Raw genomic sequence first — 14758 nt, forward strand, 5'->3', positions numbered from 1 at the left:
AACGTTGGCGCTTTGTTTTGTTCAGTTTTCAAAGAGCAATTTCTCTGCTTCTTAGAGAAGCAACTTTTACATAATATCATTTTCACGAATCCTTGTCAACACTTTTTTAAAATTTGTTTCACTTTCTTAATCAGCGTGTGACCCGCTCGTAACAACAGATATAAATATACCACCATTGTATCTTCGTTGCAATACCTTTTTTAAAAAATTATACAACTAGTTTTTGTAACTTAACTAAAGATATTAAATAAAAAAATCGAATACGAAGAAGTCTTTTTAAAAGACTTTTCGTATTCGATTTAGTTTATCTCCTTTTCTATTAACGGTGACGCATTAATGGGAATAATAGAACGTCGCGAATCGATGGAGAATTTGTTAATAACATAACTAAACGGTCGATACCAATTCCTAAACCACCAGTAGGAGGCATACCGTATTCTAATGCTTCAACGAAATCCTCATCCATTTCATGTGCTTCATCGTTCCCTTGTTCGCGTTCTAATAATTGCGCTTCGAAACGCTGACGTTGATCAATCGGGTCATTTAGCTCTGTGAAAGCATTTGCGTGTTCACGAGCTACAATGAATAACTCAAAACGATCTGTGAAACGTGGATCCTCTGGATTTTTCTTCGCTAATGGCGAAATTTCAACTGGATGACCATAAATAAAAGTTGGCTGGATTAATTTTTCCTCTACCACTTGTTCAAAGAATTCATTTACAATATGGCCGAATTCCATCGTATCTTTTATTTCAATATTATGCTCTTTCGCTAATTGTTGAGCTTCTTCTTTCGTCATGTGCTTCCAGAAGTCTACTCCTGTATATTCTTTAACGGCATCAACCATGTGAAGTCGTTTCCACTCAGGTTTTAAATCAATTTCGTACTCACCGTATTGGACGGTTGTTGTACCTAGTACCTCTTGTGCTACATGTGCCACTAAGTTCTCTGTTAAACTCATAATGTCTTTGTAGTCTGCATACGCTTCATATAATTCAATCATTGTAAATTCAGGGTTATGTCTTGTTGACACCCCTTCGTTACGGAATACACGACCAATTTCATATACCTTCTCCATTCCGCCGACGATTAAACGTTTCAAATGAAGCTCGATCGCAATACGAAGGTGCAAAGGCATATCTAATGCATTGTGGTGTGTATTGAATGGACGAGCAGCCGCTCCACCAGCAACTGAATGCAACATTGGTGTTTCTACTTCCAAGAATCCTTGTCCATCTAGATAACGACGGATTGCTTGAATAATTTTACTGCGCAAAATAAAAGTATGCTTGCTTTCTTCATTCGTAATTAAGTCGACATAGCGTTTACGATAGCGCTCCTCAACATCCTTTAAACCATGGAATTTATCAGGAAGCGGACGAAGAGCTTTTGTTAAAAATACATACTCTTTTGCCTTGATCGAAAGCTCTCCTACATTTGTTTTAAACACAACACCTGTTACACCAACAAGATCTCCTAAATCTGTTTGTCCGAAATCTTGATACTGTTCTTCACCGACTGCATCTTTTCTTACATAGATTTGAATTTGTCCACTAATATCTTGAATATGCGCAAATCCAGCTTTTCCTTTTCCACGTTTCGTCATCACACGTCCTGCAATCGTTACGTGGATTTCTTTTTCTTCCAGCTCTTCCTTAGAAACGTCACCATACGCTTCTTTAATTTCTGCTGCTGTATGCGTACGATCAAAGCGACTGCCAAATGGATCCTTCCCACTTTCTTGCATCGCTTGCATTTTATCTCGTCTTACTTGCAATTGGTCATTTAATTCTTCATGACTCATCGAATATCATCTCCGTCTGTATTTTTCAGCATTATATAACCGTATGCGATTGATTGTTTAACATCCTTATTTATTCTTACATAAAACAAAGAAATCGAACAAGCCTTTTAACTGAAATATTTACGTTTTCAGCCCATATAAAAACTGCCAGAAAATCCGGCAGTTGAAGTTAAGCGTATTATAGGGAAACGCCGACACAAAGTCAAACGCTTACACCATTTGTATATTTTGTTCTTTCGCTTCAATCTCTTCTACAAGGCCGTATAGAAGCTTCACAACATCTTCTCGTGTATTGCATTCGTTAATCTCTTTACGTGCTTTTGCATTCCCTTGAACACCTTTTAAATACCAAGCAGCGTGCTTACGCATCTCACGTACTGCAATTTTTTCATTTTTCAAGGCAATAAGGCGGTCCATGTGGAGTACGCATACATCCATTTTTTCACGTACATTTGGCTCCGGCGTTAGTACACCTGATTCTAAGTATTTAACAGTTTGATAAATCATCCATGGATTTCCAAGTGCAGCACGGCCAATCATAACACCATCAACACCGACCTCGTCTAGCATTCTTTTAGCGTCTTGAGGCGTTACAACATCCCCATTGCCGATAACCGGAATGCTCACCGCATTTTTCACATCCCGAATAATATCCCAGTTTGCTTTTCCTTCATACATTTGAACACGTGTTCTGCCGTGTACAGCTACCGCACTGCCACCAGCACGTTCTACCGCTCTTGCATTCTCGACAGCAAAAATATGATCGTCATCCCAACCGATACGCATTTTCACCGTAACTGGTTTGCCAACTGCATCCACAACGGCTGATACCATATCATAAATTTTATTTGGGTCAAGCAACCATCTTGCTCCTGCTTCACACTTAATGATTTTAGAAACGGGGCACCCCATATTAATATCAATAATATCAGCATTTGTGTTTTTATCTACAAACTTAGCCGCTTGCACAAGTGATTCTTTTTCGCTGCCGAAAATTTGTAAGCTTAATGGGTTCTCACGTTCATCTATATACAGCATCCCCAATGTTTTTTTGTTCTTAAGATTAATCCCTTTGTCACTAATCATTTCCGCACACACAAGTCCTGCGCCAAACTCCTTTACTGTTAAACGGAAAGCAGAATTGCAGACGCCTGCCATAGGAGCTAGCACAACAGGATTACTTATTTCAACATTTCCAATCTTCAACAAACCTACTAACCTCCCTTACTTTTATTTTCCTTATCATCTAGTGGCTGCAGCTCTTCTAACGAAACACAGAGCATATCCGCCACATCTTCTAAAAAATAATCTGGTGGTACTTTGTTCCCTCTTTCTACTTCACCTAAAAAAGAAACAGACACACCTATTTCTTTCGCAAATTGTTCTTGTGTAAACCCCTTTAACTTTCGAAAAGCGCGAATACGCCGTCCCCATTTTTCCGCTTCCATAATCGTACTCCTTCTTTATCCGTTATCTGATTTAAAATATCGTGCAAAGATGCGTTTACGTTCGGAAGTTTGATGTCTGGGTCTAGCTCCAATAACGGAACTATCACAAATGCTCTTTCTTGCATCCGAGGATGTGGAACAGAAAGACTCTCTGTCTCAATATTTTCTTGATTATACAATAAAATGTCAAGGTCTAAGGTACGAGGTCCCCATCTAATTCCCCTTTTTCTTCCTAATTTTACTTCGATGTTCAAACAAGTTTGGAGCAATTTTTCAGGGCTTAAAGAAGTGGAGACTTTGATTACTGCGTTTAAAAAGCAATCCTGATCTGTATATCCTACAGGCTCTGTTTCGTACAAGGATGAAATACCAATAACATTTATCCATTCATTACCATCTAATAATTGAAGCGCTTCATGAAAAGCAGCAAGTCGATTGCCGATGTTGGACCCAATCGAAAGGTATGCGATATTCTCCATCATTATCTCCCTCTCGTAATTTCAATTGCAACCGATTTATAATGCCCTCGTATCGGCGGATTAGGCTTGATTACTTTTACCGTACAAGTTTGAATGCTAGGGAATTTGTCCAATAGCTTTGTTGAAATAGTTTCAGCAACTGCTTCAAGCAGCTTCATCGGCTCTCCTTCCATAATTCCTTGAACTACTTCAAATAATTCACCATAGTTAATAGAGTCATCTAAGCAATCCGTTTGACCTGCTTTTGCTAAGTCCGTCTCGACTACTATATCAACAATAAATCGTTGCCCAAGTTTTGTTTCTTCTGGAAACACACCGTGATATCCATAAAACTCCATTTCATTCAAATAAATTTTATCCACTGTATTCTCCTTTTCCAACAAGCGCATCCATCATCTTTGCTGTACGCGCCATTTCTTTCACATCATGCACTCGAACAAGCTGGCATCCTTGTCCAATACCGAAACAAATCGTAGCAGCAGTTCCTTCTACACGCTCTGCCGGCGGCAAATCTAGTACATGTCCAATCATAGATTTACGAGATGTAGCCAGCAAAACCGGATAACCTAATGCCACAAGCGTATCAAGGTTTCGCATCATTTCTAAGTTCAGTGTGACATCTTTAGCAAATCCAATCCCTGGATCCAAGATAATTTGTTCCTCTCTTACACCGGCTGCTTTTACAAGAGCGATGCTTTCATACAAGTCTTGCAGTGCATCACGCATAAAATGTTGATAGGTTTGCCCCTCACGATTGTGCATAAGGATAATCGGCACTTGATATTGAGATGCGACCTTTGCCATTTCAGGATCGGCCTTCGCTCCCCATATATCATTAATAATATGAGCACCTGCTTCAATCGCCGCTTTTGCAACCTTCGATTTATACGTATCAATTGAAAGCGGGACATCAATCCGTTTAGAAATCGCTTCAATAACAGGTGCAACACGTTCTATTTCTTCTTCATCCGAAATTCGCTCATAGTTCGGCCGTGTTGACTCTCCTCCGATATCGATTAAATCTGCTCCATCCTCTACCATTTGCTCCGCATGTCGCAAAGCTGCATCAATATGATGGTAGCGACCGCCATCTGAAAAAGAATCTGGTGTAACATTTAAAATGCCCATAATATACGTTTTCTTTTGATAATCAAGCGTATAAGGGCCACATTTTGTTTGCAAAGTACTTATTCCCGACATGTCTTACTCTCCCTCGTCTCGTCAAAAAATTCACATACTGAGTGTACTCACTTTCAAAGGTAAAACGCAAGTTACACAATAAAAAAAGCAAAGCCCCTAAAGGAACTTTGCTTTTTTACTATTCCTATCAAGATCATTCAAAGTTATAAAGAGGTGTACTTAAATAACGCTCTCCGTTACTTGGAATAATAGCTAGTACTTTTTTACCTTTACCTAACTCTTTAGCTACTTTAATTGCAGCACTAATTGCAGCTCCTGAAGAAATACCACCTAAGATTCCTTCTTCTTTCGCAGCACGGCGAGCATATTCAAATGCTTCTTCCGTTGTAATTTGAATAATTCCATCATATAACTCAGTATTCAAGATGCTTGGTACAAAACCTGCACCAATTCCTTGAATTTTGTGAGGGCCTGGTTTTCCACCTGATAAAACTGGAGAATCTTTCGGCTCCACTGCGTAAATCTTAATGTTTGGATATTTCTCACGTAACACTTCACCAGCACCTGTAATTGTTCCACCTGTACCAATACCAGCAATGAAAGCATCTAATCCTTCATCACCAAAAGCTTCAACAATCTCAGGACCTGTTGTTTGACGGTGAACTTCAGGGTTTGCTGTATTGTTAAATTGTTGAGGTAAGAAATAGCCATTCTCTTTTGCTAATTCTTCTGCTTTAGCAATAGCACCTTTCATACCTTCTGGTCCTGGAGTAAGAACTAATTCCGCACCATATGCACGAAGTAAGTTACGACGCTCTAAGCTCATTGTTTCTGGCATAACAAGAATTGATTTATATCCTTTAGCAGATGCAACTAATGCTAGACCAATTCCTGTATTTCCACTTGTAGGCTCAATAATCGTATCGCCCTCTTTTAATTGACCGCTTTTTTCAGCTGCCTCAACCATTGCAAGTGCAATACGATCTTTTACACTGCTTCCTGGGTTAAAATACTCTAGTTTTAAGTAAATATCTGCGATGTTTTCTTCTGGAATTCTGTTTAATTTTACAATTGGTGTTTGACCAATTAATTCAAGTACAGAATTAGCAATACGTGCCATTTCGTTCACTCCTTTAATTTTGAATACCTAGTAAGTATATTGGTTTTATTAATTTAAAATTATCAGATTGTATAGACTATTGTCAACTGTTTTCTGCTTTTTTCTAGTAATTTTTACTTATTTCGCATCATAAAGCCAGTCAACTTCCAGTTCATTCCAAAACGCTTCACTAGATACAGATGTTTGAATATGTTCCATAGCTAATTGACGACGAATCTGTTGTTTCACTTCATCATAAGAGAATTGCTCTCCTTTAATTTTTTCATGAAGATATAGAACCGCCCATCCTTCTTCAATTTGAACCGGCTGACTCCAATGATTGGTTTTCATTGATGCCGCCGTCTCAATATAGACCTTTGGCACTCGTTCATTATCTTCAGAAATGAAACCCATCGCTCCGCCTTGATTAGCTGTAAACTCATCAAGAGATTTCTCCATAGCTAACACCTGAAAAGAAACGCCCTTCGTCAGCTCTTTCACCACTTTGTCCGCTTCACTTTTTGTCGCTGTTGTTAAGTGAGAAATTCGATAAGTAGTCGGGATTCGAAATAAATCCTGATTGTCGTTATAATAGTTTTTTATTTCTGTTTCCGATATGCTGACATCTTTCGTCAAAATCTCTTCTAACAATAAGTCCGCTTTGATTTGAGCCTTCCTTTGGTCTTCAGACTGACTTTGTGATTGTTCGTAGGTCCCATATAAGGTTTTCATTATCTTATATTCGCGCTCAATTTCCTGGTCTGTAACGCTTACATCATATTTCTCAGCCATTTGTTTTACGACTTCCTCATTAACCATCTCTTTGAGCACATCTTTTCCGTACCGTTGCTCTAGCTCATTTATCCAATGCTCTCTTGAGATACCTACATCACCAATTTGAGCTACCGTTTCTCCTCCGCCGACCGTTCGAGAGTTAAACATCGGCCAAATCGCAAATACGACAATCGTAATCAGATTTAACAAAGCAAGACCAGCAACCATAGATCTTAACCGCTTCTTCGACAACTATCTTTCCCCCGTTGGCCTTTATTTTGCTTCTGCCGCTAATTCCTCAAGCTCTTCTTTAGAAAATTGATATTTTTCATTACAAAAGTGACACTGCGCTTCCGCCTTACCTTCTTCTTCAATAATGTCCTGAATTTCTGCTTTTCCTAGGCTGATTAAGGCATTTGAAATTCTCTCTCTTGAACATTGGCATTGAAATGATACTGGCATTTTCTCTAACACCTTTACATTTCCTTCTCCTAAAAGTTGGTCCAAAATTTCTTCAGGCGTTAATCCCGCTTGAATCATTTTTGAAACAGGTGGAATGCTCTGTAATCGATTTTCAATTTCTGTAATAGTTGAATCGTCTGTTCCGGGCATTAATTGAATAATAAAACCACCAGCTGTTTGAATCGAGTTATCCGGATTCACAAGAACGCCTACACCTACTGATGAAGGAACTTGCTCTGAAGTAGCAAAATAATAAGTGAAATCTTCACCAAGCTCTCCTGATACAATCGGAACTTGACCAGTAAAGTGATCACGTAATCCAATATCCTTTACAATCGTTAGCATCCCATCGGTACCAACTGCTCGTCTTACATCCAATTTGCCATGCTCATTTAAATCGAAATGAACGTGTGGATTCGTTACATAGCCACGCACTTCACCTTTTGCATTGCTATCCACTAGAATGGCACCGATTGGCCCGCCACCTTCGATTTTAATCGTGAGCTTTTCATCACCTTTTAACATAGCTCCCATCATCAAACCCGCTGTCATAGCACGACCTAATGCAGCAGAAGCAGTTGGCCATGTATAATGACGGCGCTGAGCTTCTCCCACTGTTTCTGTCGTAGAAACGGCATACGCACGCACCTGTCCATTATATCCCAATGCTTTTACTAAATAATCTTTCACTACTTTTGCCCCTTTCCTAGCTGCCTTTAATTCTTTACTTGTTCACGATTCCGCTTATAAATTAATTGAAGTCCCTTTAACGTTAAAAACGGCTCTACAATATCAATCGCCGTGGATTCATTAGCAATTAACGGCGCAAGTCCTCCTGTCGCGATAACAAGCGGCTCAATTTTACTTTGCTCCTTAATTCGAGCAACAATGCCTTCTACTTGTCCTACATAGCCATATAAAATACCAGACTGCATGGCTGAAACAGTATTTTTACCAATGACACCCTCTGGACGGCTAATTTCAATTCTTGGTAGCTTCGCTGCTTTTGAATAAAGAGCCTCCGTTGAAATATTAATCCCAGGGGCGATTGCTCCACCCATATATTGTTTGTCTTCATTAATGTAACAATAAGTTGTTGCTGTTCCAAAATCGACAATAATGAGAGGGCTTCCAAATTCGTGAATACCAGCAACAGCATTCACAATTCGATCCGCACCTACTTCACGCGGGTTTTCATATTTAATGTCTAACCCTGTCTTAATACCTGGTCCAACAACTAACGGCTTAATACCAAAATATTTCTTACACATTCTCTCTAGCGCAAACATAATAGGAGGCACAACAGAAGAAATAATCATGCCATCAAATTGATCAAAAAATAGTCCCTCATGCTGTAATAAAGATTTAATGACCATTCCATACTCATCTTCTGTCTTATGACGATTTGTCTCAATTCGCCAATGATATTTCAAAATATCATCCTCATATACCCCTAAGACTGTATTTGTATTTCCAACATCTAATACAAAAATCATCGTTCTATCCCCCTAATAAATTATTCTCCTACGTCACACTTAATCATTATTTTACACGATAATTGGAGTAAAACGAAAGTATCTTGTCATATTCTGAGAATAAGATAAGTAATTACTAAGAGAAAAAGGTATTCCATCTAGGAATACCTTTTTCTTCGTTATACAATCATAACTTATTATCTGTATCTTTTGGACCCTTTTCTAAAGAAGGAGCTTGATTCTCTTCAAAAGGTGTTGAATCTTCTTTTTTGACGTTAATCTTTACCTTTACATCATCGTCTGAAGAAAGATTTCCATTAAGGGCTACATAATCACGATCTGGTAGTTTCCCCTCATGGTACAAACTTTTAATTTGTTCTTGGTCTAGTGTTTCCAAATTAAGTAACGTTCTTGCTACTAAATCTAGCTTCTCACGATTTTCCGTAAGAATTTGCTTACATCTTTCGTAAGACTCATTAATGATTCGTTGTACTTCTAAATCAATTTCATAAGCAATCTTATCGGAGTAATTTTGTTCGTTATTAAAATCACGACCTAAAAATACTTGACCTTGAGAGCTTCCGAATTGAAGCGGACCTAACTTACTCATCCCGTACTCCATAACCATACTGCGAGCAATACCAGTAGCACGTTGGAAATCGTTATGAGCACCTGTACTTGCCTCACCAAACGTAATTTCCTCTGCTACACGTCCACCAAGCAACCCAACAATTTTATCCTTCAGCTCTGGCTCTGTCATAAAGAAACGATCTTCCTTCGGCAGCATTACCGCATACCCGCCTGCTTGACCACGTGGAACAATCGTTACTTTATGCACCACTTCTGCATCATCCAATACTAAACCAATAATTGTATGCCCTGCTTCATGCCATGCTACAATATTACGCTCTTTCTTGGAAATAACACGCGTTTTCTTAGCAGGTCCTGCAATAACGCGGTCAGATGCTTCATCTAAGTCAGACATATCAATTGTTTTCTTATTCTGACGAGCTGCCACAAGAGCCGCTTCATTTAATAAGTTTTCAAGGTCTGCTCCTGAGAATCCTGGTGTACGTTGTGCAATAGCTTTTAGATCGACACTATCTGCTAACGGTTTATTACGAGCATGTACTTTTAATACTTCTTCACGACCTTTTACATCTGGTCGACCAACCGTAATTTGACGGTCAAAACGGCCCGGTCTTAATAACGCAGGGTCAAGAATGTCTGCACGGTTTGTTGCAGCAATCATGATAATGCCTTCATTTCCGCCAAAACCATCCATTTCAACAAGCAATTGGTTAAGGGTTTGTTCACGCTCATCATGTCCGCCGCCAAGTCCTGCACCACGTTGGCGTCCAACAGCATCAATTTCGTCAATAAAGATAATACATGGCGCATTTTTCTTAGCATTTTCAAACAAATCACGCACGCGCGAAGCCCCTACCCCGACAAACATCTCAACGAAATCTGAACCACTGATAGAGAAGAATGGAACACCTGCTTCACCAGCTACTGCTTTCGCAAGTAATGTTTTACCCGTACCAGGAGGTCCCACTAAAAGCACCCCTTTTGGTATACGAGCACCTAGCTCAGCGAACTTTCGAGGGTCTTTTAAAAATTCAACCACTTCGACAAGCTCCTGCTTCTCTTCATCTGCTCCTGCTACATCATTGAAGCGGACTTTCTTCTTATCATCATTGTATAGCTTCGCTTTACTTTTCCCAAAGTTCATTACACGGCCGCCGCCGCCACCTTGAGCTTGGTTAAGTAAGAAGAAAAAGAGAATGAAGATGATAACAAATGGAATAATTCCTGTAAAGAACGTTACCCAACCACTTGTTTTTTCCGCAGGTTTTACATCAAATTTTTCAATTCCTTGCTTATCAACAATCTCACCAATTTTTGCTTGATAATATTCATTTGGTGGGATATATGTCACAAAATATTGGCCTTCTTTATACCCTTCAAGCTGCCCTATAATTTCATAAACGCCACTTTCAGGCTGCATGGTTAATGATTTTACTTTCCCATCTTCCAAGTTTTTATAAAGCTGGTCTTGGGTAATAGTCTCAGTCGGTTCATTGTTATTGTTAAAAATACTAACGATCCCAATAATGACCAAAAAGATCAATAAATAAAATATCGTATTACGAAAGATCCGATTCATACCCTACCTCCTCCCATGAGTCAAGAAACTATAGTAAATAGTATCATAGAAAATTATTCGTTTACAATATTTTAACACCGCTGTTTTTATTGGTGTTCAGCTGAATCAGCTGTTGTAAATCTCGGGCTTTAATACGCCGATATAAGGTAGATTACGGTATCTTTCTGCATAATCCAAACCATAGCCAACAACAAAGGCATCTGGCACGATAAAACCTGCATAATCTGGTTTTATATCTACTTTTCTTCCTGTAGGCTTATCTAACAATGTTACGATTCTGACCGATTTAGCTTTGCGGTATCGGAATAATTCCGCCAAGTAGCTTAACGTTAAACCGCTATCAATAATATCTTCAATAATCAAGACATCTCTGCCTTCTACAGATGCATTCAAATCTTTAACGATTTTCACTTCGCCGGAAGATATAGTCGAATTACCATAGCTTGAAACATCCATGAAATCCATTTCTAAATGGGTATCCATTCTTTTTAACAAGTCACTCATAAATGGCAGAGCTCCTTTTAACACTCCAACAGCTAATGGAAATTTATCTTGGTAGTCATTTTCAAGCTGTACTGCTAATTCCTTAATTTTACTTTGAAGTTCTTCCTCAGTTATTAACACTTTTTCAATGTCATTTTGCATGGTCATTGTTATTAATTGCCCCCTATGAAGAATTAAGCTTTCTTATATTGTAAATAAATTAAAGACGATTCATCGATTACACTTTCTGATTCTATGTAGGATTTTTTTAGACCCGGAAGCCAAATGATGTGTCCCATTCCATCGACAACAATAGGCCAATCATTTCGTTTAAAAATAGGGACCTTCTCATCAATAAAAATATCCTTTATTTTCTTTGTCCCGCATAAACCTTTGACTTTCATGCGATCCCCCGTATGTCTTGTACGGACCGTTAAAGGAAAAGTAACCATTGAGTAAGGAATAATACAAGAATCATTTCCACTTATAGCAGGGATGTCTCCTTCTATATACTGTGCTTTAATCTTATATCCATTCGGAAGAAACGTATCACCAGGAATTTGTAATAAAAGGGAATAATTCACGGTTTCCCGTTTAAAAAAACGAAAGGTACATATATGATACGATTTTTCTACAATGAGGCCCTCCGGAAGATGCAATTCAGCAGATGGTTGAGGATTCAAAAATAAAGCTAAAAGCTGATCAATATGTAGTGCTGAAAGCGATGATGGTCTATCTAAGTAGAGATAATTTAATATTAGTTGAATCGCTCTCCTTTGTAAAGGCTTAGGCATCGCAAGTATGGAATCAACCTGAATAGATGCATAACCTCTCTCTTTTTCCAGCCAAACCCCATCCATTTTTTTTAAAACCAAGTCATACAAAAAAGCTTCATCCTCGTAAATTTCTTCACTGAAACGTTGAAATTGTTCATGAACAAGCGGATTTTCTTGCTTTAAAAAAGGCAATACCTCATGTCGAAAGCGATTTCTTACATAATCGTTTTTGGCATTACTAGGATCTATCCTCGGCTGCAAAGAATGAGTTCTAGCATATCCATAAATATCTGCCTTTGTTACAGCAAGAAATGGTCGAACAATTTCCCCGTTCTTAAACGGACGTTTCAATGGAATACCCGCTCTTGCTGTTCCCGTCGCTCCCCTTGTCATACGCATCAGCATCGTTTCTACTTGATCATCCCCGTGATGACCAAGAACAAGCGTCGAACACCCGTATTTCTTCATCAATTCCGCGAAAAATTCAAAGCGTAATTTCCTTGCGGCAAGCTGCGTGCTCTCACCTGTCTGTTTCATATATGCCGGTACATCGATTCGACGCCCTTCAAATACAAGGTCCCATTCTTTACAAATCTTCTCTACAAACAAATAATCTTCATAAGACTCTTCTCCGCGGAACATGTGATCGACATGAGCCACAAAAAGGTCCCACTCCATTACCTTCTGCAATTGTTTCAGAACATGTAACAATACAAGTGAATCAGGGCCTCCTGAAACCCCTACTAATAACTTTGCATTCTTTTCTATTAACTTATGCTTATGAATAACATGAAGCACTCTATGCTGTAACATGCATTCTTCCTTCTTTGTTGACAGTTTGCCCATCTCCCTCTATGTATACGATTCAACAGGAAAATTGTTTCAATTTTTTTGTATATAATTTACTATATCATAACAATTGATCATACATGTAAAGAGCGTACAACAAAGAAATAATTGCCACAAGGACAAACGTTTCCAAAAATCTCCCTTTCTTTTTTTGTCTTGTCTTTTGCTGTAGGCGACTTACTTGTTTTGTTGATTGAGCTTTTTGCACTTTTTGCGTTTTGGGAATAGGTTGATTACTTGGCTGACTTAAAATAGTAATTAAATCTTGACGCATTTCTTCTGCTGATGTATATTTCCCAAGCAATGCTTTTTCCAACATCTTTCGATAGGGCTTCAATACTTGCTTCTGAATAATCCGCTCTTTTAATTGCATATACCCTTCCCCTTTTTTAAAAAAACGAGTTGGATAAACAGCATTAATCATAATCATTGCTACAGCAAACAAATCATATGATGGATCTGCTTTACGAGAACCTAATCCCCAGTATCCCCTATCAAAAAATTCGGTAAACTCCTTAATAGCACGTCCTATCGCTGTTGTTCCTCCTACATCGACACAACGTATTCGGTAAGCAGGCATGGAGACAATTAAATTCTCCGGTTTTAAATCCCCAAACACCCAGCCATGTTTATGTAATTCCACTAAACTTGTTAGAAGCTGCAGCATGAGCACACCAATCCAAGCTGCTCCTTTCTTCTCTATAAACTCTAAAAGTCCTTCTCCTTTAATATACTCCATTACATAAAACGGCAAAGTAGAACCTTGTCGCTGAAAATCATCCGCTTCCAAAAAATAAGGTCCAATGGCAGACCCATGGACCTTAGAAAAGGATTTAAGAGTATTCATCTCAGAAATAATGGACGTACCATTGTCACTTAGTTTTAAGGCAAATGGCTGATTTTTACTTTCAACTAAGTAGACAACTCCATTTGCACCGTATCCTAACTCCTTGATAACTGTGTACTCATTCGCATTCCATTTTCCGGTAATGCGATCACCTTTTTTAAGTTTACATTGAGTCCTCATAGTATTGTTCATCATGTGATAATAAGCCCCTTAATGAACGCTTTTTATTAAAATATGATAATGCTTCACGAATAGCTGGACCTGTTGGCGTAATCCCTCCTGTTGTTAACTTCGGGAAGATTTTTGATAATGCACTAAGCTCTGGCGTCCATTCCAGTAATTTTTCAACGTCTTTCTTTTTCCCGGGAAATACAAAAACAGAAAAGCGATTTTCACCTATTCTCGCATTCATACTGAGTGATAAGTCGAGCAGCGAATCCTTTACTGTTGGCAATTTATGTTTCATGCTGGCACTTGTATCCACAAGCACTAATACTTCAAGCTTACTCGTTTCTCCAAGTTCATCGACCACCTCCATCACTTCTCCTCGTGTATCTGGCGGTAAATCCTCAAGCTTCTTGGACTCTCCTAATATGTGCTTAAGCTCTCGATTGATCACCCCTTGTATCGTTTGAGTCATCGCTTTTTGTGTTACCATTTGAACAGTTTGTGATAATTGCTGTGCATACACAATTTGACTTACACCACCACCTGATAACGCAATATTTTCAATTTCTTTTATCCCTTTTTCATCAATGACATCATTTTCTACAACACCAATCACATTTACTGTAATTCCCCGCTCGCGAGCCAATGCTGCCATCGCTGCAGGATCTTCCCCTTGATTTGAGCAACCATCCGTAATGAGCAATATTTGACGCAATGTTCCTGCTTCCATGTGTCAGTCTCCCTTCTTTCAGTCTTTTAACATAATTGACTAAAATAGGGTTAT

The 14758-nt window shown here is 38.7% G+C and carries 15 protein-coding genes; all 15 read right to left on the reverse strand.

The genetic code is table 11. From position 1 onward, the window contains the following. Positions 1 to 319: 319 nt before the first annotated feature. The 15 genes from lysS to D1953_RS13640 all read right to left on the reverse strand — a co-directional run bounded on the left by lysS (position 320) and on the right by D1953_RS13640 (position 14704). A complete protein-coding gene (lysS, locus tag D1953_RS13570) occupies positions 320 to 1804 on the reverse strand; it encodes a lysine--tRNA ligase (RefSeq protein ID WP_119117738.1) in 1485 nt (494 codons plus the stop codon). Positions 1805 to 2014: 210 nt separating this feature from the next. Then, positions 2015 to 3013 (reverse strand): tRNA dihydrouridine synthase DusB, encoded by a 999-nt coding sequence (gene dusB, locus D1953_RS13575; protein WP_119117739.1) that lies wholly within the window; start codon positions 3011 to 3013, stop codon positions 2015 to 2017. A gap of 5 nt (positions 3014 to 3018) precedes the next feature. Continuing rightward, positions 3019 to 3252 (reverse strand): helix-turn-helix domain-containing protein, encoded by a 234-nt coding sequence (locus D1953_RS13580; RefSeq protein ID WP_119117740.1) that lies wholly within the window; start codon positions 3250 to 3252, stop codon positions 3019 to 3021. Beyond that, a complete protein-coding gene (gene folK / locus D1953_RS13585) occupies positions 3204 to 3731 on the reverse strand; it encodes a 2-amino-4-hydroxy-6-hydroxymethyldihydropteridine diphosphokinase (RefSeq protein ID WP_119117741.1) in 528 nt (175 codons plus the stop codon). The genes D1953_RS13580 and folK overlap by 49 nt, the downstream gene beginning before the upstream one ends. 2 nt (positions 3732 to 3733) lie before the next feature. Then, positions 3734 to 4093 (reverse strand): dihydroneopterin aldolase, encoded by a 360-nt coding sequence (folB, locus tag D1953_RS13590; protein WP_119117742.1) that lies wholly within the window; start codon positions 4091 to 4093, stop codon positions 3734 to 3736. After that, positions 4086 to 4931: a dihydropteroate synthase gene (gene folP, locus D1953_RS13595; RefSeq protein WP_119117743.1), complete on the reverse strand. Its 846-nt coding sequence runs from the start codon at positions 4929 to 4931 to the stop codon at positions 4086 to 4088. The genes folB and folP overlap by 8 nt, the downstream gene beginning before the upstream one ends. Before the next feature lie 133 nt (positions 4932 to 5064). Then, entirely contained in the window at positions 5065 to 5991 is a 927-nt protein-coding gene (cysK, locus tag D1953_RS13600; RefSeq protein WP_119117744.1) for a cysteine synthase A, read from the reverse strand. Positions 5992 to 6108: 117 nt separating this feature from the next. Then, on the reverse strand, positions 6109 to 6996 hold the full coding sequence (locus tag D1953_RS13605) for a peptidyl-prolyl cis-trans isomerase (RefSeq protein ID WP_119117745.1): 888 nt from the start codon (positions 6994 to 6996) through the stop codon (positions 6109 to 6111). 21 nt (positions 6997 to 7017) lie between these two features. Next, a complete protein-coding gene (gene hslO, locus D1953_RS13610; protein WP_119117746.1) occupies positions 7018 to 7896 on the reverse strand; it encodes an Hsp33 family molecular chaperone HslO in 879 nt (292 codons plus the stop codon). A gap of 26 nt (positions 7897 to 7922) precedes the next feature. Further along, positions 7923 to 8702: a type III pantothenate kinase gene (locus D1953_RS13615; RefSeq protein WP_119117747.1), complete on the reverse strand. Its 780-nt coding sequence runs from the start codon at positions 8700 to 8702 to the stop codon at positions 7923 to 7925. A gap of 166 nt (positions 8703 to 8868) precedes the next feature. Then, complete coding sequence (ftsH, locus tag D1953_RS13620; protein ID WP_119117748.1) at positions 8869 to 10851, reverse strand: ATP-dependent zinc metalloprotease FtsH; 1983 nt, start codon at positions 10849 to 10851, stop codon at positions 8869 to 8871. 105 nt (positions 10852 to 10956) lie between these two features. Next, a complete protein-coding gene (hpt, locus tag D1953_RS13625; RefSeq protein ID WP_119117788.1) occupies positions 10957 to 11496 on the reverse strand; it encodes a hypoxanthine phosphoribosyltransferase in 540 nt (179 codons plus the stop codon). Positions 11497 to 11528: 32 nt separating this feature from the next. Next, positions 11529 to 12923 carry a tRNA lysidine(34) synthetase TilS gene (gene tilS, locus D1953_RS13630; RefSeq protein ID WP_119117749.1) on the reverse strand — a complete coding sequence of 465 codons (1395 nt, stop codon included), beginning with the start codon at positions 12921 to 12923 and terminating at the stop codon, positions 11529 to 11531. Positions 12924 to 13020: 97 nt separating this feature from the next. Beyond that, a complete protein-coding gene (locus D1953_RS13635; protein ID WP_119117750.1) occupies positions 13021 to 14001 on the reverse strand; it encodes a serine/threonine protein kinase in 981 nt (326 codons plus the stop codon). Further along, a complete protein-coding gene (locus tag D1953_RS13640; RefSeq protein WP_119117751.1) occupies positions 13970 to 14704 on the reverse strand; it encodes a vWA domain-containing protein in 735 nt (244 codons plus the stop codon). Before D1953_RS13640 ends, D1953_RS13635 begins: the two co-directional genes overlap by 32 nt. Positions 14705 to 14758 lie beyond the last annotated feature (54 nt).

It is taken from the genome of Peribacillus asahii (genome assembly GCF_003570725.1).
GTDB lineage: Bacteria > Bacillota > Bacilli > Bacillales > DSM-1321 > Peribacillus > Peribacillus asahii.

Excerpts from the sequence above, each read along its gene's own strand:
- lysS (WP_119117738.1), bottom strand. The coding sequence starts at position 1,804 with ATGAGTCATGAAGAATTAAATGACCAATTGCAAGTAAGACGAGATAAA.
- D1953_RS13580 (WP_119117740.1), bottom strand. The coding sequence starts at position 3,252 with ATGGAAGCGGAAAAATGGGGACGGCGTATTCGCGCTTTTCGAAAGTTA.
- folK (WP_119117741.1), bottom strand. The coding sequence starts at position 3,731 with ATGGAGAATATCGCATACCTTTCGATTGGGTCCAACATCGGCAATCGA.
- folP (WP_119117743.1), bottom strand. The coding sequence starts at position 4,931 with ATGTCGGGAATAAGTACTTTGCAAACAAAATGTGGCCCTTATACGCTT.
- cysK (WP_119117744.1), bottom strand. The coding sequence starts at position 5,991 with ATGGCACGTATTGCTAATTCTGTACTTGAATTAATTGGTCAAACACCA.
- D1953_RS13615 (WP_119117747.1), bottom strand. The coding sequence starts at position 8,702 with ATGATTTTTGTATTAGATGTTGGAAATACAAATACAGTCTTAGGGGTA.
- ftsH (WP_119117748.1), bottom strand. The coding sequence starts at position 10,851 with ATGAATCGGATCTTTCGTAATACGATATTTTATTTATTGATCTTTTTG.
- hpt (WP_119117788.1), bottom strand. The coding sequence starts at position 11,496 with ATGCAAAATGACATTGAAAAAGTGTTAATAACTGAGGAAGAACTTCAA.
- tilS (WP_119117749.1), bottom strand. The coding sequence starts at position 12,923 with ATGTTACAGCATAGAGTGCTTCATGTTATTCATAAGCATAAGTTAATA.
- D1953_RS13635 (WP_119117750.1), bottom strand. The coding sequence starts at position 14,001 with ATGATGAACAATACTATGAGGACTCAATGTAAACTTAAAAAAGGTGAT.
- D1953_RS13640 (WP_119117751.1), bottom strand. The coding sequence starts at position 14,704 with ATGGAAGCAGGAACATTGCGTCAAATATTGCTCATTACGGATGGTTGC.